The 20,242-nt window shown below is 67.1% G+C and carries 22 protein-coding genes; 7 read left to right on the top strand and 15 right to left on the bottom strand.

What is annotated here, in order from left to right; translation table 11 throughout:
• Window positions 1-67: 67 nt before the first annotated feature.
• Both J2751_RS00935 and J2751_RS00930 read left to right on the top strand, forming a co-directional pair.
• Window positions 68-1,531, top strand: coding sequence for a DHH family phosphoesterase (locus tag J2751_RS00935; RefSeq protein WP_209482584.1), 1,464 nt, complete (start codon window positions 68-70; stop codon window positions 1,529-1,531).
• Between the two features lie 64 nt (window positions 1,532-1,595).
• Window positions 1,596-3,035, top strand: a complete 1,440-nt coding sequence (locus J2751_RS00930) for an FAD-dependent oxidoreductase (RefSeq protein WP_209482583.1) — start codon at window positions 1,596-1,598, stop codon at window positions 3,033-3,035.
• A gap of 16 nt (window positions 3,036-3,051) precedes the next feature.
• Here the strand turns inward: J2751_RS00930 and J2751_RS00925 are convergent, their stop codons facing one another.
• From J2751_RS00925 to nth, 6 genes are all read right to left on the bottom strand, one after another.
• On the bottom strand, window positions 3,052-3,561 hold the full coding sequence (locus J2751_RS00925; protein ID WP_209482582.1) for a hypothetical protein: 510 nt from the start codon (window positions 3,559-3,561) through the stop codon (window positions 3,052-3,054).
• On the bottom strand, window positions 3,558-4,052 hold the full coding sequence (locus J2751_RS00920; protein ID WP_209482581.1) for a phosphopantetheine adenylyltransferase: 495 nt from the start codon (window positions 4,050-4,052) through the stop codon (window positions 3,558-3,560). Before J2751_RS00920 ends, J2751_RS00925 begins: the two co-directional genes overlap by 4 nt.
• Window positions 4,053-4,101: 49 nt before the next feature.
• Entirely contained in the window at window positions 4,102-4,680 is a 579-nt protein-coding gene (locus J2751_RS00915) for a winged helix-turn-helix domain-containing protein (RefSeq protein ID WP_209482580.1), read from the bottom strand.
• Window positions 4,681-4,767: 87 nt separating this feature from the next.
• Entirely contained in the window at window positions 4,768-5,847 is a 1,080-nt protein-coding gene (locus tag J2751_RS00910; protein WP_209482579.1) for a glutamate--cysteine ligase, read from the bottom strand.
• 213 nt (window positions 5,848-6,060) lie between these two features.
• Window positions 6,061-6,630 carry a DoxX family protein gene (locus tag J2751_RS00905; RefSeq protein WP_209482578.1) on the bottom strand — a complete coding sequence of 190 codons (570 nt, stop codon included), beginning with the start codon at window positions 6,628-6,630 and terminating at the stop codon, window positions 6,061-6,063.
• 239 nt (window positions 6,631-6,869) lie between these two features.
• Window positions 6,870-7,553: an endonuclease III gene (gene nth, locus J2751_RS00900; RefSeq protein WP_209482577.1), complete on the bottom strand. Its 684-nt coding sequence runs from the start codon at window positions 7,551-7,553 to the stop codon at window positions 6,870-6,872.
• An 83-nt stretch (window positions 7,554-7,636) separates the two neighbouring features.
• Between nth and J2751_RS00895 the strand changes: the two genes are divergently transcribed.
• The gene (locus J2751_RS00895) at window positions 7,637-8,005 is read left to right on the top strand and encodes a hypothetical protein (protein WP_209482576.1); all 369 of its coding nucleotides are present in this window, start codon (window positions 7,637-7,639) and stop codon (window positions 8,003-8,005) included.
• 26 nt (window positions 8,006-8,031) lie between these two features.
• Here the strand turns inward: J2751_RS00895 and J2751_RS00890 are convergent, their stop codons facing one another.
• Window positions 8,032-9,120, bottom strand: a complete 1,089-nt coding sequence (locus J2751_RS00890) for a threonine aldolase family protein (RefSeq protein WP_209482575.1) — start codon at window positions 9,118-9,120, stop codon at window positions 8,032-8,034.
• A gap of 149 nt (window positions 9,121-9,269) precedes the next feature.
• Here J2751_RS00890 and J2751_RS00885 point away from each other — a divergent pair, with 149 nt between their 5' ends.
• Entirely contained in the window at window positions 9,270-10,802 is a 1,533-nt protein-coding gene (locus J2751_RS00885) for a carboxypeptidase M32 (RefSeq protein WP_209482574.1), read from the top strand.
• Window positions 10,803-10,833: 31 nt separating this feature from the next.
• Here J2751_RS00885 and J2751_RS00880 read toward each other — a convergent pair whose 3' ends face one another.
• From J2751_RS00880 to trpC, 6 genes are all read right to left on the bottom strand, one after another.
• A complete protein-coding gene (locus J2751_RS00880; protein WP_209482573.1) occupies window positions 10,834-11,916 on the bottom strand; it encodes an NAD(P)/FAD-dependent oxidoreductase in 1,083 nt (360 codons plus the stop codon).
• An 86-nt stretch (window positions 11,917-12,002) separates the two neighbouring features.
• Window positions 12,003-13,175 (bottom strand): 3-dehydroquinate synthase II, encoded by a 1,173-nt coding sequence (locus J2751_RS00875; RefSeq protein WP_209482572.1) that lies wholly within the window; start codon window positions 13,173-13,175, stop codon window positions 12,003-12,005.
• A 62-nt stretch (window positions 13,176-13,237) separates the two neighbouring features.
• Entirely contained in the window at window positions 13,238-14,029 is a 792-nt protein-coding gene (locus J2751_RS00870) for a 2-amino-3,7-dideoxy-D-threo-hept-6-ulosonate synthase (protein WP_209482571.1), read from the bottom strand.
• A 106-nt stretch (window positions 14,030-14,135) separates the two neighbouring features.
• On the bottom strand, window positions 14,136-15,080 hold the full coding sequence (gene trpA, locus J2751_RS00865; protein ID WP_209482570.1) for a tryptophan synthase subunit alpha: 945 nt from the start codon (window positions 15,078-15,080) through the stop codon (window positions 14,136-14,138).
• On the bottom strand, window positions 15,081-16,382 hold the full coding sequence (gene trpB, locus J2751_RS00860) for a tryptophan synthase subunit beta (protein WP_209482569.1): 1,302 nt from the start codon (window positions 16,380-16,382) through the stop codon (window positions 15,081-15,083). It abuts the gene before it with no gap.
• On the bottom strand, window positions 16,379-17,158 hold the full coding sequence (gene trpC, locus J2751_RS00855) for an indole-3-glycerol phosphate synthase (RefSeq protein WP_209482568.1): 780 nt from the start codon (window positions 17,156-17,158) through the stop codon (window positions 16,379-16,381). Before trpC ends, trpB begins: the two co-directional genes overlap by 4 nt.
• A 300-nt stretch (window positions 17,159-17,458) precedes the next feature.
• Between trpC and J2751_RS00850 the strand changes: the two genes are divergently transcribed.
• Window positions 17,459-17,923: an MGMT family protein gene (locus tag J2751_RS00850; RefSeq protein WP_209482567.1), complete on the top strand. Its 465-nt coding sequence runs from the start codon at window positions 17,459-17,461 to the stop codon at window positions 17,921-17,923.
• A gap of 19 nt (window positions 17,924-17,942) precedes the next feature.
• Here the strand turns inward: J2751_RS00850 and J2751_RS00845 are convergent, their stop codons facing one another.
• Window positions 17,943-18,638, bottom strand: a complete 696-nt coding sequence (locus J2751_RS00845; RefSeq protein ID WP_209482566.1) for a DUF47 domain-containing protein — start codon at window positions 18,636-18,638, stop codon at window positions 17,943-17,945.
• Between the two features lie 156 nt (window positions 18,639-18,794).
• On the opposite strand from J2751_RS00845, the gene J2751_RS00840 reads away from it, so the two are divergent.
• Complete coding sequence (locus tag J2751_RS00840; RefSeq protein WP_209482565.1) at window positions 18,795-19,193, top strand: DUF5778 family protein; 399 nt, start codon at window positions 18,795-18,797, stop codon at window positions 19,191-19,193.
• A 28-nt stretch (window positions 19,194-19,221) separates the two neighbouring features.
• Window positions 19,222-19,842 (top strand): alpha/beta hydrolase, encoded by a 621-nt coding sequence (locus tag J2751_RS00835; RefSeq protein ID WP_209482564.1) that lies wholly within the window; start codon window positions 19,222-19,224, stop codon window positions 19,840-19,842.
• Between the two features lie 39 nt (window positions 19,843-19,881).
• Here J2751_RS00835 and J2751_RS00830 read toward each other — a convergent pair whose 3' ends face one another.
• Window positions 19,882-20,211 (bottom strand): transcription factor S, encoded by a 330-nt coding sequence (locus J2751_RS00830; RefSeq protein WP_209482563.1) that lies wholly within the window; start codon window positions 20,209-20,211, stop codon window positions 19,882-19,884.
• Window positions 20,212-20,242 lie beyond the last annotated feature (31 nt).

Here is a 20,242-nt window from a genome sequence, read left to right as displayed (position 1 = left end):
GGCCCGAATGGGAGTGCCCGCGGGAAGAGCACACTCGTTAAGTGTCGTCCCACGGAAATCAGACGTAATGAGTGGCACATCCGGTTCGGCACGAACGCGGTACGCGATCCTCGGCTGCGGGAGCGTCGGGCACGCGGTCGCGGAGTCGCTGTCGGACCGCGGTAAGGACGTGCTCATCCTCGATCGGGACGACAGCCGCGTCGAAGCGCTCCGCGATCAGGATCTCAACGCCCGCGTCCAAGACATCGCGGACCCCGATGTCGTCGAGGCGGTCGCCGACCGGGACATCGTGTTGATCCTCGCATCGGATGTCGAGGCGAACAAGGCGGCCGTCTCCGCCATCCGCGAGGTCGACGGCGACCAGTACGTGGTCGTTCGCGCCTCGGACCCCGTCAGCGAGGACGAACTGCGCGAGCGCGGCGCGGACGTCGTGATCAATCCCTCGACGGTGATCGCCGACAGCGCGCTCCAGTCGCTCGAAACCGGCGAGCTGGAGTACATGGCCCGACAGCTCGCGGAGATCATCGAGGAGGGCGGCGGGCGGATGGCGATCCTCACCCACGACAACCCCGAGCCGGACTCGATCGCCTCCGCGACAGCGCTCCAAGCGATCGCGGACGCGTTCGGGGTCGAAGCGGACATCCTCTACTCGGGCGACGTGGGGCATCAGGAGAACCGCGCGTTCGTCAACCTCCTCGGGATCGATCTGCTCGCGCGGGCGGACGCGCCGCCGCTGTCGGAGTACGAGACGGTCGCCGCCGTCGACCTCGCGAAGTCCGCCGAGGACGACGTGGACCCCGAGACGGGGATCGACGTCTACATCGACCATCTGGAGTCGGACGCGCCGCCGGACGCCCGGTTCGTCGACGTGCGGACCAACGTCTCCTCGACGTCGACGATCCTGACGAAGTACCTCCAGGAGTTCGACCAGTCGCCGACCGAGGCGGTCGCAACGGCCCTCTTATACGGTATCCGTGCTGAGACGCTGGATTTCAAACGCGACACCACGCCCGCCGATCTGACGGCGGCCGCGTACCTCCATCCGTTCGCGAACCACGACACCCTCGAACAGGTGGAGTCGCCGTCGATGAGCCCGGAGACGCTCGACGTGCTCGCGGAGGCGATCCAGAACCGGCAGGTCCAGGGAAGCCACCTGTTCTCGACGGCCGGGTTCATCCGCGACCGGGAGGCGCTTGCGCAGGCGGCCCAACACCTCCTCAATCTCGAGGGGATCACGACGACGGCCGTCCTCGGCATCGCTGACGACCACATCTATCTCGCGACGCGCTCGAAGGACATCCGACTCAACATCGGCAACGTCCTTCAGGAGGCGTTCGCGGAGATGGGCGACGCCGCGGGACACTCCACGCAGGGCTCCGTCGAGATACCGCTCGGCATCTTCACCGGTATCGAGGCGAACGAGGGGAACCGGGATACGCTCTTACACCTCACCGAGGAGGCCGTCCGGCGAAAGCTGTTCGACGCGCTCGGCGTCGAGGGCGGAACCGAGGGCGGGAACGGTTCGTCGTAGCGCCGACGCGCCGCGATCACACGACGGCCGTGTCTTTTTATCATCCCTTGGCGACGGTACGAGCATGAGCGACCCCTTCGTCGTCGTCGGTGCGGACGCTGCCGGGCTGAGCGCAGCCAGTAAGTTTCGGCGGGAAGCACCCGACCGCGATGTTGTCGTCTTCGAGAAAGGTCGGTGGATCTCGTTTGCGTACTGCGGAATGCCGTACTTCATCGAGGGACGCGTCGAGCGCATGTCGGATCTCCTCTCGTTGTCGCCGAGCGAGGTTTCCGAACGTGGTATCGACTTACGACGCGGTCACGAGGTCGTCGCCGTCGACCCGGACCGTGAGGAGGTTGCGGTCGAGACGACCGACGGAGACACTTTCACACAGCCGTACTCGACCCTCCTCGTCGCTACCGGCGGGCGTGCGACCACCGGCCCGTTCGATGTCCTCGGGGTCGACGGGGCGTTCACACTCCACGACATGGACGCCGCCGCGGCCATCGACGCCTACATCGCGGAGCCGGACGAGTACGACCCGGACAGGGCGGACGTGTCGGCGGTCGATCGCGAGCGCGTCGATCACAACGCGGCCCGGCGGGCTCCCGAGACGGCCGCCATCGTCGGCGGGGGATACGTCGGCGTCGAGATGGCCGAGGCGCTCCGCGGGCGCGGGCTCGACGTCCATCTCTTCCAGCGCTCGGGTCACCTCCTCCCGCCGTTCGGGGAGACGGTTGGCGACCGCGTCGAGGCCGAACTCGAAGCAACGGGTGTCACGGTCCACACGGGGACACCGGTCGATGAGCTCGTCGCGGCAGACGACCGGATCGAGGCGGTCGCGTTCGGCGAGGAGCGGCTCCCGGTGGATCTCGCGGTCGTCGGCGTCGGGATCCGACCGAACGTCGAACTCCTCGACGGAACGGGCGTCGAAACCGGCCCGGCCGACGCGATCCTGACGGACGAGCACGGTCGGACGAGCCTCCCCGACGTGTACGCCGCGGGCGACTGTGCGACCGCGATCCACGCGGTCACCGGCGAGGCGGCGTGGAGTCCCCTCGGTCTCACGGCGAACCGCGCCGGACGCGCGATCGGCGCGACCGTCGCCGGGACCCCGACCCCGGTCGGCGAGATAGTCGGAACCGCGGTCGTCAACGCGTTCGACATGGAGTGTGGCCGGGTCGGCCTGCTCGACGAGGAGGCGGCGATCGAGGCGGGATTCGACCCAGTACGGGAGACCGTGACCGCGGGCTCCCGCTCGGGCTACTACCCGGGAGCAGCGGAGACGGACGTGACGCTCGTCGCCGACCGCGACTCCGGTCGCCTGATCGGCGGGAGCATCGTCGGTGCGGACCGGGCGGCAGTCCGGATAAACACTCTCGCGACCGCGCTGGAGTCCGGCATGACGGCCGCGGAGTTCGAGCGACTCGATCTGGCGTACGCGCCGCCGTTCAGCCCCGTGTGGGACCCGCTGCTCGTCGCCGCGAAGGTGTTGAACGGGGCGCTCGACGAGTGGAGCTCATAATCGCCTCGTCACCGTCTCAGTCGTCGTCTCCGGCGGACGTCTGCGCGTCTCTGTCCCCCGATCGCGCGTCGTCGACGTCGTTGTCGGTCGGTCCCGCGAGCGCGCCGAGGCTACGGCCGGCGACGTAGCCGGCTCCACCGACCGCGACCGCGGCGGCGACCGCGACGGCGAGGGGCTCCGCCACGGACGACGCGACGCCCACGACGGTTTCGGCGTTGGGTGCGAACACCACGCCGCCGCCGGCCGCGAGCGAGACCGTCGGCCCGACCGTCTCGAAGAGGACGGCGGCGAGCGGGCCGTACGCGAGAAGCACCGACGGGAGAACCCCGCCGCCAACGCGAGCGAACCCGATGACGCCGAGCGCGGTCACGATCGTACAGGTGGCCGCGACCCAGCGCGCATCGGGGCCGCCGATGACGGTTGCCCCGCGAAACGCGGCGAGCGTCACGCCGAATCCGACCGCGGTCCAAACGGCGGCCCGCTCGAACCCTTGATCGCCGACGAGCGCCCGCGTGAGGTCCGTCATTCCGGTCGGGTCGCCCCTCGTCCCTCACGCTCGGGCGTTCTATTGCCGTGTTCGTCGATCTCACCGGCGACAATCCGAGTCGAGGAGATGCGTTCGCCGTCCTCCGCGGGCACGTGGTCGACGACGACGACGTCGAGCGGGTCGTGGCCGCGTCGCTCGCGGATCTCGTTGATCCGATCGCCGCCGTCCTTCGTCTCCGGGGAGACGATCAACGCGTTGAACTGTGGCTCGACGGCGATCCCGGTCGGTTCCTCCAGTTTTCTGACGGTGTACTCCCGGTCGTGTGCCGCCGCGATGGGGGCGAGTTCGGCCTCCAGATCACGCTTCCGGTCGGTGAACGACCGGACGTATCGTTCGACGTGGCGGGTCTCCGGGGCGAGCTCGTCGGATGTCAGTCCGACGGTCACGTCCCCCAACTCGAAGGCCCGTTCGAACAGCGCACGATGGCCGTCGTGAACGGGATCGAACGTGCCGCCAAGCGCGACGTCCATGACCGTTCGTTACGTGGCTGGGACTTAAATCATCACGAACCGCGCCGCGTCACTCGTCGTCCCGCCGCTCTCGTTCGTCGCGTTCGTCCTCGTCGTCGCTCCGGCCCTCGTCGCCGTGATCGTCCTCGTTGCCGGCGACGGAGATCTGGACGGGCTCGTCGTCGCCCTCGGTCGACTCGCCGCCGAGCCGCCGGTCGAGGTTGAACACCGTGTTCAGCTCCGCCTGTACGTCGCCGACGACGCCGCGAACCAGTTTGCTCGGCGCGATCGCCTCGTACTCGTAGGGGTTATTGCCCGCGCCGTCGGCCTCGCGTTTTCCACGGGAGACCGTCTCCTCGTCGTGAAGCTCCGCCAGCGCCTCCCGAACCGTGCTCGGATAGAGGCCGGTCCCGTCGGCGACCTCGTCGCTGGTGCTCTCGGGATGCTCACGGAGGTAGACGTATATCCGGGCGCGCGTCTCGGTGTCGAGCAGCCACGCCAGCAGGTCGACGACGTTGTCGTCGAACCCCTTGACCGCCTTGTCAGCCCCCTCGCCGAGCCGCTCCCGCGTCTTCCGAAGCTCCTCTTTGGTTCGCTCGGTGGGAGTGTCCTCCCCACCAGCATCTTCCGGCGTGTCGTCCGTAGTCATGCTCGTGAGTCGGCACCCCGCGGGGAAAAGCGTTTCTCGTCGTCTCGGTTCCGACGGAAAGCGAACCGAGCCGCGACGCTGCCGAACTCAGGGGTTCAAAACGAGATCCCGGCGAAGCGCGTCAAACCCGTCCTTGGCGTGGACCCGTCGTTGTCGGGCACTGCCGCTTTCCGCGTCGTATACGTCGCGGATCCCGTCGATCCCCAACCGGTCACAGACGCGGTCGACGATCTCGCCGAGATCCACCGTTTCCTCGCCGTTCCGATCGATGAAGGTGGCATCGTGCCCGTGTCGTGCCGCGCTCCACTTGTTCTCGTCGAGCAGTTCGCGTCTGTGAAGCGATCGCGACTCGCCGTCCTCGTACCGCTCGGCGAGGTCGACGACCAGCGCGTGGACGTACTCCACCAACGCGAGGGTGTACTCCGGGTTCCGCTGGGCGTCGGGCGCACGCACCTCGACGGTTCCGTGACCCGTGTGGGGCCGGACGTCGAACCAGATCTCGCCGCGGTCGTCGATCGACCCGTGGTCGACCATCCGGCGTTCGAACCGATCGAAGGCGGCGAAGTCGTCGAAGGCGGACGGGATCCCGGTGTTCGGGAGGTTCTCGAAGACGACGGCGCGGGCGGAGGCCAATCCCGTGTCGTGCCCGTTCCAGAACGGGGAGTTCACCGATAGCGCCAGCAACACGGGGCAGTGCCACCGGAGCCGGTTAGCGATCCACACGGCCTTATCCGCGTCGTCGACGCCGACGTGGACGTGGAGCCCGGCCGTCGTGTTCCGGTGTTGCGGGTACTGGATCCGCTCCAGTTGGGAGCGATAACGCGGCTTCTCCGCGTGGTCCAGCTCCCGCCATCGCGCGGCCGGGTGTAACCCGGCCGCAGCGATCCGATAGCCGCTCTCGCTGGCGTGTTCGACGAGCGCCTCACGAACCGCCCGGAGTTCGGTCGACGCCCTGTCCGGATCCTCGATCAGGGGCGTCTGCGTCTCGATCGTACACTTGAACAGTTCGTGGTCGAACCCGTCGGGGACGGCTTCCGGGGGAAGCCGCTCGTACACGAGATCGTCCGTCCCCGACGTGGGACGGCCGTCGGCGTCCACGATGAAGAACTCCTCCTCGATCCCGAGGGTCCCCATCCGGGTGAACGCCTCCCGCGATCCGAGTTCCATTACCCGTCGTTCACCCCGAGCGTTCTTATATGAATTGAAACGGGAAACCGACTCGACTCCGAGGGATAGCTGCCGCTCGACGGAGTTGCGGCGCGGTCGAAGCCGGCGCTCCGAGGGGTGAAGCGATCGAAAAGGGACCGTCACGTCGATTCGAAAACGAGACGGGTCGAGGGTGTTCGGTACGTCGAAACGCAACCGCTCGCGTTCCCGGCGTTAGCCGAGGAGGTAGCGAGCGATCGGGAACCGCTCGACGAGGGGTTCACCGCCCACTTCGATGTTCTCGATGTAGCCGTCGAGGCCGAGGATGCGACCCGCACCGAACGCCGCGACCGTGAGGAACACGAACGCGTAGATGAGCGTCGAGTCGAACAGGGCGAGGAACTCGCCCTCCCAGCCGCCGAGGTAGAACATCATCATCTGCATGGCACCGCCGAGGGCAGCCAGCCGGACGAACGCGCCGGCGATGAGCGCCACACCGATGAGCACCTGCGTCACCGGGACGATCACGTTGACCATCTCAACGAACCAAGCCGTCTGTCCCATCGCGGCGTAGATTCCGCTCACGGGACTCGCAGCGTCGACACCGTGGACCAGGTACCCGCTCGCGTCGAACGCCTCGCCGCCCGGAACGGCGGCGAACTTGCCGAGGCCCGCGAACAGGATCATCCCGCCGATGAGCCCCCGCAGCATGACGATGAACAGCGCCGACAGCGAGTGCGCCTTCCCTAGCAGCGTTACTCCACCGAACTCCCCGCCGAACTCGTTGCGTGATTTCGTGGACATAGTGTCTCTCTCCACTTACGGATACGCCTGCTACCCCTATAAAAACGGAAGCGGGTTCTAACGTCCGTGGAAGGATGGCGTCGGATCCCCCGATCGTTGGGGGTTTTATATACTCCCTAGCAGAATTATATGGATGATAAATGGTTATAAAGCGGCATAAAAACAAATACACAATAATATTCCCGAATATATGATCGAATGATTCCGAGCCTCCGTCGACGGACGGGCTCCGTTGGCAGTCACCACTCCTCGCCGCTCGCCAGATCGACATCGGCGTCAGGCTTCGTAGATGGACAGAGATCGGCCAGCACGCAGTCGGTACAGTCCGGGTTGATCGCGGTACACGTCGCGCGCCCGTGATCTATCATCAGATGTGTGAACTGCTGCCAGTCCTCCTCGGGGACGATATCGAGCAGATCCTCCTCTATCCGCTTCGGGCTCTCCTCCTCCGTGATCGCCAGCCGCCGTGTGAGCCGCTGGACGTGGGTGTCGACGACGATCCCCTCGACGATGTCGTGGCCGTGCTGGAGCACGACGTTGGCGGTTTTGCGGCCGACGCCCGCCAGATCAGTTAGGTCCGACATCGTGTCGGGGACCTCGCCGTCGTGTTTCTCGGCGATATCGGCACACGCGGACCGGATATACGAGGCCTTGTTGTTGTAGTAGGTGATCGAGTCGATGGCCTCTGCCATCTCCTCTTGGGGGGCGTTCGCGTACTCTTCGGGCGTCTCGTACGTCTCGAACAGATCGGCACACACCTTGTTCACCCGTTCGTCGGTACACTGTGCCGAGAGGATCACGGCGATCAGCAGTTCCAGTCGGTTCGAGTAGTTCAGCGAGATAGTGGAGTCCGGATACTCCTCATAAAGCCTCTCGAGGACCTCATCGACCTGCGCCTCCCGCGGTTCCAGCGGCGTGCCCATACGCGATCCATCGACTCCGATATATAAAACGATCCGAAATCGGCGACCGATACGTTGAGGATGTCCCCGGCGCACTCTCGGACGTGTCCCGCTCTCGCGACCGCTCACGCCGCCACCCCGCGTATCTCCGTCGCCCGCGCGAGTTCTACACGCTGTGGATCGCGGCGACGACCACCTATGGGGTCGGCGACATCGTCTCCACGATCGCGTTTCTCCGGTACGTCCCCGAGATCGAGGAGGGGAATCCGGTGGTCGTCGCCGCGCTCGACGCGTTCGGACTGGCCGGCCTCGTCGGCCTCAAGATCGCGGTGTACCTCGTCATGCTGTGGATCAGCGTTCACGGCGCGCGTGAGGGCGACGGACTGCTCTACTACTTTCCGCCGGTGTTGTTGACCCTCGTCGGGCTCTTCTTGACCACGAACAACGTCTGGCTGATGTGGACCGCGACTTAATCGGTCCGGGCGACGTGGACGACGGTTCAGTCCGGCCGAGCGTCAACGGGAGCCGCGCCGTCGACGACGTTCGCGATCCGGTCTACCGCCGCGTCGACATCGTCGCCGTCGACGTCGAGGTGGGTCGTGAACCGCGTCGTGTAATCGTCGAACTCGACACAGCCGACGCCGGCCTCCTTACACTCGCTCACCAGCTCCGAGGCGGGGATCCCCGCGTCGGCCGTGTGTGCCACGACGATGTTCGTATCGGGTTCGGGTGCGTCGACGCCGGAGAGGTCGTCAAGCGCGTTCGCGAGCCGGGCCGCATTCGCGTGATCCTCGGCGAGTCGGTCGACGTTCTCCAGCGCTAACAGTCCGGGCGCGGCGATCATCCCGGCCTGCCGCATACCGCCGCCGAACAGCTTGCGGACGCGCCGCGCGGCCTCGATGAACGTCTCGTCGCCCGCGAGGATCGAGCCGACGGGCGCGCCCAACCCCTTCGAGAGACAGAACGTGACGCTGTCGACCGGCTCGACGACATCGCTCGCGTCGACCCCGAGCGCGACCGCCGCGTTGAACACGCGCGCGCCGTCGAGGTGGACCGGCACGTCCCCGTCTGCGGCGGCAGCGGCGGCGGCCTCGATCCGGTCGACCGGAACCGCGACGCCCCCGCGATAGTTGTGCGTGTTCTCCAGCGCGAGCAGCCCCGTTCCGGGGCGGTGGAGGTCCTCCGTAACAAGCCCCTCGGTGACCGCTTCCGGCGTGGGGACACACCGGTCGGCGGCGTCGATGGTCCGAGTCTGAACGCCGGAGAGCGTTGCCGCACCCGCGAGCTCCCAGCGGTAGATATGCGATTCACGCTCCAAGAGGAGCTCTTGGCCCGGCTCGGTGTGAACGTGGACGGCGATTTGGTTGGCCATCGTCCCAGAGGGAACGTAGAGGGCGGCCTCCGTGCCGACGGCCTCCGCGGCGGCCGCCTCCAACTCGGTGACGGTCGGGTCGTCGCGGTACACGTCGTCACCGACGTCGGCGTCGCGGGCGGCGTCGCGCATCGCGTCCAACGGCGTCGTGACGGTGTCCGAGCGCAAGTCGATGAAGTCGTCGTCGGTGTCAATGGTGTCGTCGGCGTCTGGCATTCGTTGCCGGGAGTTCGGCGGCCCGCCGGAAATAGGTCGCGTTCGATATCGGAGACGAACCGAGTGTGGCCCGATTGTGGGCCGAACGCGACCCGGCGGCGGGTTCCGCGTCCGGTTCCTTCTTGTCGCACGCGCCCGATCCGTGCGCTATGGGGACTGAAGCCACAGCCGACGACGGAGCGGCGTCCGATGCGCCGGACGCATACGACGCCCTCCTCGACCGTGTCCGCCGCTGGAACACCCTCGGGAGCGCCGCGGGCGTCCTCGGATGGGATCAGCAGGTGATGATGCCGGAAGGCGGCACACCGGCCCGGTCGAAACAGCTCTCGACCATCTCGTCGATCCGTCACGACATGATCACCGACGAGGAGACCGGTGATCTCCTCGACGAACTCAACGACGCCGACCTCACCGACGAGCAGGCCGCAGTGGTCCGGGAAGTGCGCCGCGACTACGAGCGCGCCGATGCCGTCCCCGTCGAACTCGTCGAGGAGATATCCGAAGCCGGCTCGGAGGCGTTACAGGCGTGGGAGGAGGCGAAAGCCGAGGACGACTTCGAATCGTTCGCGCCGCATTTGGAGAAACACGTCGAACTCAAACGCGAGTACGCCGAGCACATCGACCCCGACCGTGACCCCTACGAGGTCCTGTTCGAGGAGTTCGAGCCGTGTCTCTCGATGGAGCGCGCGGAGTCGATCCTGGAAGAACTCCGCGAGACGCTCGTCCCGATGATCGACGCGATCCGCGAGTCGGACCGCGAGCTCGCCGTCGACACCTTCGAGGGCCACTTCCCCGAGGACGACCAGGAGGCGCTCGCCCACGACGCGCTCGAACTCCTCGATTACGACTTCGACCGCGGCCGGCTCGACGTCTCCTCACACCCCTTTACGTCCGGGAACCAGTTCGACTGCCGGGTGACGACCCGGTTCGACGAGTCCGACCCGCTCGGCGCGGTCGGCTCGACGGTTCACGAGTACGGGCACGCCCAGTACAACCTCGGACTCCCGCAGGAGCACTGGGCGACCCCGCTCGGCGAGTCGCGTGACCTCTCCGTCCACGAGTCGCAGTCGCGACTCTGGGAGAACCACGTCGGCCGGAGTCGTGCGTTCTGGGAGGAGTTCCTCCCGGTTTTTCAAGAGCACTTCCCCGACACCACGGATGCGACCGTCGAGGACGCCTACGAGGCGTTCAACCAGGTGTACGAGGATAACCTGATCCGCGTCGAGGCCGACGAACTCACCTACCACCTCCACATCATCGTCCGGTTCGAGATCGAACGCGACCTGATCCGCGGCGACCTCGCGGTCGAGGACGTGCCCGAGACGTGGAACGACAAGTACGAGGAGTACCTCGGCATCCGCCCGGAAAGCGACGGTGAGGGCTGCCTTCAGGACATCCACTGGAGCCACGGTAACTTCGGCTACTTCCCAACCTACTCGCTCGGCTCGGTGATGGCCGCCCAGCTGTACGCGACCGCCGAGGCGGAGATCGACGACCTCGAAGCGTCGATCGCCGAGGGCGACTTCGATGACCTCCACGACTGGCTCGGCGAAAACGTCCATCGACACGGCTCCCGCTACGAGACGAACGAACTCGTGACGCGTGCGACCGGCGAGGAGTTCTCGGCGGACGCGTTCCTCGCGTACGTCGAGGAGAAGTACGGCGAGCTGTACGACCTGTAGTCGGCGCACTCCCGAACCCGTTTTCGACCGCTTAAATGCCGTGAGCGACCCGCTCGCCCACGTCGAGTCCGTTCGCGAGCGCGGCGTGGAGACGGCCCTCCCCGACGACCCAGTCGCCGAGCACGTAGAAGTCCTCGTCAGCGGCCGAGTCGACCGGGCCACGTTTCACGCCGCCTTCCGGGATCGCGTACCGCCAGCCCTGGTGGTCCGTCCAGTTCGGGTCCGCAAGCCGTTCATCGCCGACGATCTCGGCCGCGTGACTCGCCAGTTCCGCGACGTTGTCTGCGGGGTCGTCGTCGTAGTGGGCCGTCGACCACTCCCCGCCCGCCTGAACGACGAGCAGGGACTCCCCGCCGGGAACGTGACCCGCCTTACACTCCTCGCGGGAGATCCAGCCGACCGCGTGCTCCTTGTCGGTGTTCACGAGCCCGTAGTAGGGCCGGTCGATCTCGAACGGGTAGTGTAACACCGCGGTCCAGACGCTCCGGTAGGGAACGTCGGCGGCGGCCGCCCGAAGTTCCTCACGGACCGGCGACTTCCACTCGGCGTCCGCGAGCAACTCGGCCGTCTGTGGCGCGGGCGGGTTACAGAGGAGAACGTCGAAGGGCCCCCACACCTCCCCGTCGGTGTCGATCAGGGTCCAGCCCTCGTTCGTCTTTCCGTTAGCCTCTCGTCGGACCTCCTCCCCACCCTCCCGGCGGATCGTCTCGACGCGAGTACGACGATGGACCGCCGCGTCGGTGCCGCCGAACAGCCGCTTCGCGATCTGGGTCAACCCCGTCCGGTAGCTCCACTTGTGATCGTCCGCGTCGCGTCCGGGTTCGACCTCGCCGTCCGCCTCGAAGGTGTGGATCGGCTCGGTCGCGTCGACCATTCCCTCGTCGCTCAGCGTCTCCGTGACTAGTTCGACGACGCGGTCGTCGTCGGATTTGAGGTAGTTCGCGCCGTAGTCGTACACCAGGTCGCGGTCGTCGTTACGCCGGGTTGCGGCCCGGCCGCAGAGCCCGCCCGACTTCTCGAGGACGGTTATCTCCGCGTCCGGGACGGCCGTGTCGAGGACGTACGTCGCCGCGGCCGCACCCGCGCCCGCGCCGACGATGCCGATGGTGGTCATCGTTGGCCGTACCTTCGAGCGGCAGCGGCTAACAGTTGTCGGGACCGGAAGCGAGGGGTCACACGAGGCCCTCGGCCGTCACCGACTCACTTCTCGATGATGCTCTCCTCGACGGCCTCACCGAAGTGTCTCGCGACGTCCTCGTAGTAGATCAGCGCCTCGTCACCGGCGTCGAGGTCAGTGACCGCGGTCCGACCGCTTGCGGTCGCGATCTTCACCGTCTCGGCGTTCTGGATCAGCGTCTCGACGCGGTCGATGCCGTCGTCCGTCTCGACCTCCGCCTCGATGCGGAACATGGGCCGCTTCTCTATTTTCACCCGTCCGACGATCGCCTCGCGGGTGTGGCCGGCGGTGTCGACGAGCTGTACCTCGTCGCCGCTCGACAGCTCCGCGAGGTAGTTCGTGCCGCCCTCGGGGTTGCGAACGTACGCGTGGACCGCACCCGCATTCACGCGGAACGGACGCGACTCGACGTACGGCGACTCGGCAGTCTCCGCGTGGACGAAGAAGAGCCCGCGGGACATCGAGCCGACCAGCATTCCCTCGTCGCCGTCCATCAGCGACCCGGTGTCGATACAGACGCGGTCGGCCATTCCCGTTCGCTCGACGGCAGTGATCTCGGCGTATCGCAGATCGAGCGTCTCGCGATCGGCCGCGTCGCGGGCCTCGACCGCGCCGCGGATCTCGTCGGGTGAGTCCGTGTCGAGGAGGACGCCGTCGGCACCGATCTCCAGCGTCTCGAAGGCAGTTTGCGCCTCCGCGGCAGTGGTCGCGCCCGCGACGAGGTGGGTCTCCTCGCCGACCCGCGCGATGAGGTTCTCCAGCGGGATGATAGACCAGTCCTCGCCGACGATGACGGTGAAGTCCGCGGTCGCCGCGGCCTCCTCCGCGAACGCCTCGTACTCGGTCCCGAGCACGCGGACGTAGGCTCCTTGTGCGCGGTCATCGCGCCGGCGGAGCGTCGTGAGGTCCGCGGAGCCGGCGAAGTCCTCCGGGAGGTCGATCGTGCCGTCACCCTCGCCGTCCTTCCCGACGAAGTAGGCGTCGGCCTCGGCGCTCCCGTCATCGCCGTCGACGACGTCCGCGTCGGCGAGAAACGCCGCGACGTTGACGTCGCCGAGCTCCCTGACGCGTCCGACGTCTCCCTCGTCGACGAGCACCCAGTCGACGCCAGCCTCGATCCCGGCCGTGATCCGGCGTTTTCGTGTCTCCCAGTCCCCGACCGTGGCGTCGGCTTTGACCCAGACCGTACGTGTCATACTGATCGACTCGCGCGGGGCGGGCTTGAAAACTGCGGAACGAACGGGGGAGATGGTTGCGGCTACGCCTCGACGAAGCCGCCGGCGCGGAGCGCCTCGTCGACGCCGGCGTCGTCGTGAACGACCGCGGACACCGCACTCGCGATCCCCTCCGGGTCGTCGTGTTGGAAGATCGACCGCCCCATCGAGACGCCGGCCGCGCCGCCGTCCATCGCGCCCCGCACCATCTCGACCGTCTCGCGGTCGGTCCCCTTCGATCCGCCGGCGATGACGACCGGGAGGCGGGTTGACTCCGTGACGCGCTCGAAGGAGTCGCCGTCGCCGGAGTAGCCCGTCTTTACGACATCTGCTCCCAGCTCTTCGGCCAGCCGGACGGCGTGTCCGAGCGACTCGGGGTCCGTGCTATCGACGCCGGGGCCGCGGGCGTACGCCATCGCGAGCACGGGGAGACCGAGCCGGCTTGCGTCGTCCGTCAACCCCGCTAAGTCCTCGATCTGTTTCGGCTCGTACGTCGAGCCGACGTTGATGTGGAGCGAGACGGCGTCTGCGCCGGCGCGGACGGCCTCCGTCGCGGTCGCGGTCATCCGCTTGTCGTTCTCGTCGGGGCCGATCGTCGTCGAGGCGTTGACGTGGACGATGTAGCCCGCGCCGTTCTTATTGTCGTGGACTCGGTCGGCGATCCCCTTCTGTGTGAGGACGGCGTCCGCCCCGCCGCGCGTGACCCCGTCGATGGTCGATTCGATGTCGACGAGTCCCTTGACGGCACCCATCGTGATCCCGTGGTCCATCGGGACGATCAGGTATCGGTCGTTCGTCGAGATCCGGTCGAGTCGTGCTGAGAGTCCTGCTGTCATGTGGAATGGCTCGTTGTGTGAAGGTGTGTCAATCCGAGGTAAATCGGTTTCGTTCGGGGACGTATTGGTTCGAAGCGTCGAGAGGGGCGGTCGCGTTCACCGGCGCTCACGACTCCGGCGTGCCGATCCGGCTCTCGTACCCGCGCTCGGCACCCGCTTTCAGCTCCCGCGAGAGCGCCGTCAGTCGGTCGGCGACCTCCTCGACGGGGTCGTCGTTCTCGGCACCCTCGGCGACGATGTCGACGAGCGCGGAGCCGACGATGATCCCGTCGGCCCCGCCGGCGACGATCCGCTCCGCGTGCTCGCCCGACGAGATCCCGAATCCGACGGCCTTCGGAACGTCGTACTCGCGAAGCCGATCGAGACTTTCCGCGGTGCGGTCCGACACCTCCGTCTTCGCGCCGGTGGTGCCGAGCCGTGCTTGGACGTAGACGTACCCCGAAACCCGGCTCATGATCCGTTCGAGCCGGTCGCCGCGGGTCGTCGGCGCGACGATGAAGACGAGATCCAGCCCGAACTCGTCACAGGCAGTCCGGAGTGGGTCGGCCTCCTCGGCCGGGAGATCAGGGACGACGAACCCCTCCAGACCGGCCTCGGCGGCCCGCTCGACGAAGGCACGGGGACCGTCGTGGCTTGCGGCGTGGCCGCTCGCGTCCGAGGCGCTTCGCGCCTCGCCAGCCCCGTACTGATAGATCAGGTTGTAGTACGTCATACAGACGAGCGGGGCGTCAACGTCGAGCTCCTCGACGAACTCGAAGAACCGGTCGGGGGTCATCCCCCCGTCGAGCGCGCGGACGATCGCTCCCTGAATCGTTGACCCCTCGGCGATGGGCTCCGAGAAGGGGAGCCCGAGTTCGATGATATCGGCTCCGCCGCGGTCGAGCGCCTCGACGTACGCCAGAGACGACTCGTAGTCGGGGTCCCCGACTGCGAGGTACGGGACGTACGCCGGGCCGTCGGCGAACGCGGCCGCGATGGCCTCGCTGTTGCCGGTCTGGTCATCTGTCCGTTCCTCGGCCGACTCGGCGGCCGCCGGTGTCTCGCCCGCCATCTACATCCCCCCCGTGAACATCGACATATCGGGCGCACCCGGAACGTCGCGTTTGTCGGTCTCCTCGATGGCGGCGTCGAGGTCCTTGTCGCCCCGCCCGGAGACGTTCACGATCACTCGTTCGCCGAGGTCCTCGGTGTGTTCCTCCAGATAGCCGAAGGCGTGAGCGGTCTCCAGCGCGGGGATGATCCCCTCCGTCGAGGAGAGCCGATGGAACCCCTCCAAGGCCGCGTCGTCGTCGACGGCGACGGGGGTCACCCGCCCCTCGTCGACGAGGTACGCCAATTCGGGTCCGACCCCGGCGTAGTCGAGTCCGGAGGAGATCGAGTGGCTCTCCATGATCTGTCCGTCCGAGTCCTGAAGCAGCTTCGTGCGCGCGCCGTGAAGCACCCCCTCCTCGCCCGTGTATAGGGAGGCGGAGTTGGGGGCGACCCCGGTCTCCTCGTCGACCTCCAGCGTCGATCCGCCCGCCTCGACGGCGTGGAGGGCGACCGACTCGTCGTCGACGAACGCCGCGAACGTCCCCATCGTGTTCGAGCCGCCGCCCGCGCAGGCGACCACGTCAGTCGGAAGCTCCCCGACCCGATCGAGCGACTGCTTCCGGGCCTCCTCGGAGATAACCGCCTGGAAGTCCCGGACCATCACCGGGAACGGGTGCGGGCCCACGATCGACCCGATGACGTAGTGGGTGTCCTCCACCGTCGCCGCCCAGTCGCGCATCGTCTCCGAGATGGCCTCCTTGAGCGTGCCGCGGCCCGCGGTGACGGGTTTCACGTCGGAGCCGTTGAGTTTCATCCGGAAGACGTTCGGTCGCTGACGGTTGATGTCGCGCTCGCCCATGTAGATCGTACAGGGCATGTCGAGGTGCGCGGCCGCCATCGCGGTCGCGGTACCGTGTTGCCCGGCGCCCGTCTCCGCGATGATCCGCTCTTTCCCCATGTACTTCGCCAGAAGGACCTGCCCGAGGGCGTTGTTCAACTTGTGTGCGCCGCCGTGAAGCAGGTCCTCGCGTTTGAGGTAGATCTCACGGTCGTAGCGCTCCGAGAGTCGGTCGGCCCGCTGAAGCGGGGTCGGACGACCGCCGAAGTCGGCGAGTCGCTCACGGAACTCGTCCATGAACCCGTTCTCGTTGCCGAGGACGTAGCGCTCGTAGGCGTCGGTCAGCTCCTCGATGGCCGGCATCAGCGCTTCCGGGACGTACTGGCCGCCGTAGCGGCCGAATTTTCCGTCTTCGCGGCCGCGCTCGCGGCCCGGTCTCGTCGTCTCGCTCGCGTCGGTCGTCGTGGATTCCGTCTCGCTCATTGTGGTGTGGTGTGCTCGCCGGTAAGTGTCCGCGTGTTCGCCTCCACGTCTCCGTCCATGATGGCACTCCCGATCAACAGCGCGTCCGCGCCCGCCGCACGCATCCGGCGGACGTCCGCGGGCGATCCGATCCCGCTCTCGGCTATCAGCGTGACATCGTCGGGCACCTCGGGTGCGACCGACTCGAAGGTCGCGAGGTCGACTTCGAGCTCCGCCAGATCGCGGTTGTTCACGCCGATGATCGTCGCGCCCGCGTCGAGTGCGGCGGCGAGCTCCTCCCGGTCGTGGACCTCAACGAGGACTTGGAAGCCGCGGTCGCGCGCGGCCGCGAGCAGCTCCGGGAGGTCGTCGCCGACGAACCGCGCGATCAGCAGGACGACGTCGCTCTCGACCGCGTCGAGCTGTGACTCGTCGACGACGAAGTCCTTTCGGAGGACCGGTACGTCGACCGCCGCACGGACCCGTTCGAGGGTCTCGACACTTCCGCCGAAGTGTGCCGGCTCCGTGAGCACCGAGAGCGCCGCCGCCCCGCCCGCGACCATCGACTCCGCGAGCGCGACCGGGTCGTCCTCGCGGGTTCCCTCGGTCGTCGGACTGGTCGGCTTTACCTCCGCGATCACCGGGACGCGCCCGTCCGCCTCGGCCGCCTCGAAGGCGGCGGGCAGGTCGCGCGCGCCCTCGACTGAGACGGTTCCCGACCGACCCTCGGCCGCGCGGTCGCGTGCGGCGGACAGGATCGACCGGACCGCCGGGGCCAACTCCGCTGTGTCCTCCATTACTGTACACTAATGGACTCATCTGTACATAAGAGTTGCGGGAGTGGGACGGGAGGCCCCGTCTGGGGCGGGGTGAGTGTGGTGGTGTGGATCCGTCGGACGGGATCGGTTTATAACTGGTACACGACCCGATTCCGGACGTTTATAAACAAACCGCGAACCCTACGCGAGCGCCGGGCATCAGCGGTCGCCGTCCGCGAACGCGTCCGCGACGGGACCGAGCGTCGGATCGAAACCGGTCGCAAACACCGGTCGAGACGCTTCCCACCGCTTAAGCGTCGCCGTATCCGACCATGGGGCATGAACGATACCGGTACCTCCGGCGTCTTCGCGCGCGAGTACGACGACCTCGACGCCGTCGTCGAGGTGGGTTTCGCCGGCGGTCGTGTCATCGCCGTGTCGTTCCCCGGAGCGGTCGCGGACGACGCCGACACCGAACACGCATTGCTCGACCGGATCGGCGACTATCTCCGTGGCGATCGCGAGACGTTCGGCGACATCGACACCGCGCTCACGGTCCCGACCGACCGGCGTGCGGTGCTCGACGCGCTCGACGACGTGCCCTACGGCGAGTCGGTCTCAGTGAGTCGGCTGACGCGGCTGGCCGGACTCGACGACAACGAGCCGGAGGACCTCGAACTCGTGACGAGCGCGCTCCGGGCGAACCCGATCCCGATCCTGATCGCGGACCACCGCGTGGAAGGCGGGCCGTACGCGACACCGGGAGACGTTCGGGCGACGCTTCGGCGCCTTGAGGATATATAAAGAGACGGCTCCACTGAAATCATGGTTCAGTGACGATCCCGGGTTCGTCGCTGGCGATGACGACGATCCGGTCGGTTACGTCCTCCATCGTGTTAGCGAGTTCGTCAAGGAGAATGGCGAACTCGCGGTACAACAGCGCGTCGGCGGTCCGCCCGTCGTCGAAGGCCGTCTCGATCACCTCGTCGCGGATCGCGTCACAGCGGCTCTCGCCGTTCTGAACCGTTTCGATCCCCTCCACCAAGGTCACGGTAGCGTTCGGGACGGTGAGTCCGTGGACGAACCGCTCCACGACCCCCTGAAGCGCCGACGCCATTTCGACGGTTTCAGCAGCCATCTCGGCTAATCCATCGAAGGGAGCGGTACCGTGTTCGGGGCGAGTCATCGCGAGCTCTTGGGTGATCCGCTCGGTGTGGTTGGCGATCACGTCCAGATCGTTGTACAGCTCGATGAGCGACGCGGCGTTGAAGTTGATCCGGGTGTTGAGCAGTCCCATCTCCTCGGGCCCGGAGTCAGTGATCGATCCGGTTATCTCGCGGTTCAGCTCGTCACACTCGCTCTCGATGGCCCCGATCCGCTCCACGGTCTCGCGGTACTCCGCGTCGGCCTCGTATCGATCGAAGGCCTCCGGAAGGTGCTCGATACAGTCGTTCAGTCGATCGAGATACGTCTCCGTCCGTGACTCCAGTCGATCCCCGAAGTCGGCATCGTCGGTCATGGGTCGTCTCGATCTCTCGTTCGGTCGACGCCGGTTAAGTCGTGTCGGCCGAGTCCGCGTCGACAACCGTGGGGATCGCGCTCGGTCGACGCGGGAGAGTCCGATCTCCACGGCCGGATCGCCACCCGTTTAATCGCCGAGGTCGAAACCGAACGTATGAGCGAGGCTATCGACAGCGACCTCTACGAGCGGACGAAAGCGCTCCTAGAGCCCGGGGACATCGAACTCGTCGGCTGTGTCGTCCACACGACGCTGAGCGGCCAGGAGGACCTCGAACTCCACGAGTTGACCGTCGAACTTAACGACATCATCGCCGAGCACGCCGCGAAAGGCGAGACGTACATCGAGGCGGGCAACGACGACACCGACTTCTCCTCGAACCAGTTCCAGGGACTCACCCTCGACGATGAGTCGTTCGTCTGGGAGTGTCAACAGCTGCTCCGTGACGGCACCTTCGATATCGTGGTCTACTACGAGGCCGGCGTGGATCAGGACGCCCTCGCCGCGGACATCGAGGCCCTCGACGGCGTCGACGACGTGACGCAGGTGCCGTGATCGCGCACGAGCGCCGCCTCATATCTCCGTGAGCAACACCGTTCTCATCCCGGGCGGGCGGGACGTGCGAGCGACGCTGGACATCGCCGAGAGCGACGGAACTCGGTCCGACGCCGTCGTCGTCGCCTGTCCCCCGCATCCGCAACACCGTGGGCATCGCGGCGACGAGCGACTGACCGCCGTCAGCGACGCGCTCGCGGACCGCGGAATCGACTGCCTTCGGTTCGACTACGGCGAGTGGGACGAGGGGTACGGCGAGTGTACCGACGCGGACGAGGCGGTCGGCTGGGCGCGCGAGCGGTACGACCGGGTGGGCCTGTTCGGGTTCTCGTTCGGCGGGACCGTCGCGCTCGTCACGGCCGCGTCGTGGCCCGATCTCGCCGGCGTCTGCGCGCTCGCGCCCACGGCGCGACTGAACGCCGACATCGACGCGATCGCCGCGCTCGACGACCTCGTCGACCACGGGGTCCCCGTCCGAGTTGTGTACGCGACCCGTGACTCGACCGCCGACTGGGAACCGGTCGTCGAGCGCGGCGAGACGCTGGGGATCGGGACAGTCGCGTTCGAGGCCGACCACTTCTTCATCGGCCGGACGGGGAACGTCGCCGAGGCGGTCGCCGAGGCGATGGCGCCGTGGCTTTCGGACTGACACTCGACTCTCGAACCACTCCCGACGCCCGGGACGCGATCAGTTGTACCCGCGCCAGCGTCGACCGCACTCCTTGCATTTAAAAAAGCGCGTCGGCGGCTCGTCGGCGGAGCCGGTCTGTTTGATCGTGTACCACGCTTCTTCGTGGCCGCACTCGTCACAGACGACGTCGGTGGCGGTGGGTTTCCCCTCGAAGTTCGCGCCTTCTTCCGTCTCGATCAGCTCGTCGCCGGTCTGCTCGACGGTCGACTCGAACCGCTCGGCGAGCCCTTCATCGCGGGCCGTGGTCGCCCCGCAGTCGTCGTTCTGGCACAGCATCTCGCCGTCGGTCGAGACCATCATCGAGCCGCAGTCGTCACAGAACTGCATATGGCCATCAGTCCGTACCCGAGCGGTTTAG

Source organism: Halorubrum alkaliphilum, assembly GCF_017873815.1.
Lineage (GTDB): Archaea > Halobacteriota > Halobacteria > Halobacteriales > Haloferacaceae > Halorubrum > Halorubrum alkaliphilum.
The sequence above is the reverse complement of the archived record's forward strand: the minus strand, read 5'-3'. Positions and strand labels throughout refer to the sequence as shown.

Bases quoted from the DNA above. Each gene is read 5' to 3' on its own strand.
- J2751_RS00935 (WP_209482584.1), top strand. From the start codon at position 68: ATGAGTGGCACATCCGGTTCGGCACGAACGCGGTACGCGATCCTCGGC.
- J2751_RS00930 (WP_209482583.1), top strand. From the start codon at position 1,596: ATGAGCGACCCCTTCGTCGTCGTCGGTGCGGACGCTGCCGGGCTGAGC.
- J2751_RS00925 (WP_209482582.1), bottom strand. From the start codon at position 3,561: ATGACGGACCTCACGCGGGCGCTCGTCGGCGATCAAGGGTTCGAGCGG.
- J2751_RS00920 (WP_209482581.1), bottom strand. From the start codon at position 4,052: ATGGACGTCGCGCTTGGCGGCACGTTCGATCCCGTTCACGACGGCCAT.
- J2751_RS00915 (WP_209482580.1), bottom strand. From the start codon at position 4,680: ATGACTACGGACGACACGCCGGAAGATGCTGGTGGGGAGGACACTCCC.
- J2751_RS00910 (WP_209482579.1), bottom strand. From the start codon at position 5,847: ATGGAACTCGGATCGCGGGAGGCGTTCACCCGGATGGGGACCCTCGGG.
- J2751_RS00905 (WP_209482578.1), bottom strand. From the start codon at position 6,630: ATGTCCACGAAATCACGCAACGAGTTCGGCGGGGAGTTCGGTGGAGTA.
- nth (WP_209482577.1), bottom strand. From the start codon at position 7,553: ATGGGCACGCCGCTGGAACCGCGGGAGGCGCAGGTCGATGAGGTCCTC.
- J2751_RS00890 (WP_209482575.1), bottom strand. From the start codon at position 9,120: ATGCCAGACGCCGACGACACCATTGACACCGACGACGACTTCATCGAC.
- J2751_RS00885 (WP_209482574.1), top strand. From the start codon at position 9,270: ATGGGGACTGAAGCCACAGCCGACGACGGAGCGGCGTCCGATGCGCCG.
- J2751_RS00880 (WP_209482573.1), bottom strand. From the start codon at position 11,916: ATGACCACCATCGGCATCGTCGGCGCGGGCGCGGGTGCGGCCGCGGCG.
- J2751_RS00875 (WP_209482572.1), bottom strand. From the start codon at position 13,175: ATGACACGTACGGTCTGGGTCAAAGCCGACGCCACGGTCGGGGACTGG.
- J2751_RS00870 (WP_209482571.1), bottom strand. From the start codon at position 14,029: ATGACAGCAGGACTCTCAGCACGACTCGACCGGATCTCGACGAACGAC.
- trpA (WP_209482570.1), bottom strand. From the start codon at position 15,080: ATGGCGGGCGAGACACCGGCGGCCGCCGAGTCGGCCGAGGAACGGACA.
- trpB (WP_209482569.1), bottom strand. From the start codon at position 16,382: ATGAGCGAGACGGAATCCACGACGACCGACGCGAGCGAGACGACGAGA.
- trpC (WP_209482568.1), bottom strand. From the start codon at position 17,158: ATGGAGGACACAGCGGAGTTGGCCCCGGCGGTCCGGTCGATCCTGTCC.
- J2751_RS00850 (WP_209482567.1), top strand. From the start codon at position 17,459: ATGAACGATACCGGTACCTCCGGCGTCTTCGCGCGCGAGTACGACGAC.
- J2751_RS00845 (WP_209482566.1), bottom strand. From the start codon at position 18,638: ATGACCGACGATGCCGACTTCGGGGATCGACTGGAGTCACGGACGGAG.
- J2751_RS00840 (WP_209482565.1), top strand. From the start codon at position 18,795: ATGAGCGAGGCTATCGACAGCGACCTCTACGAGCGGACGAAAGCGCTC.
- J2751_RS00830 (WP_209482563.1), bottom strand. From the start codon at position 20,211: ATGCAGTTCTGTGACGACTGCGGCTCGATGATGGTCTCGACCGACGGC.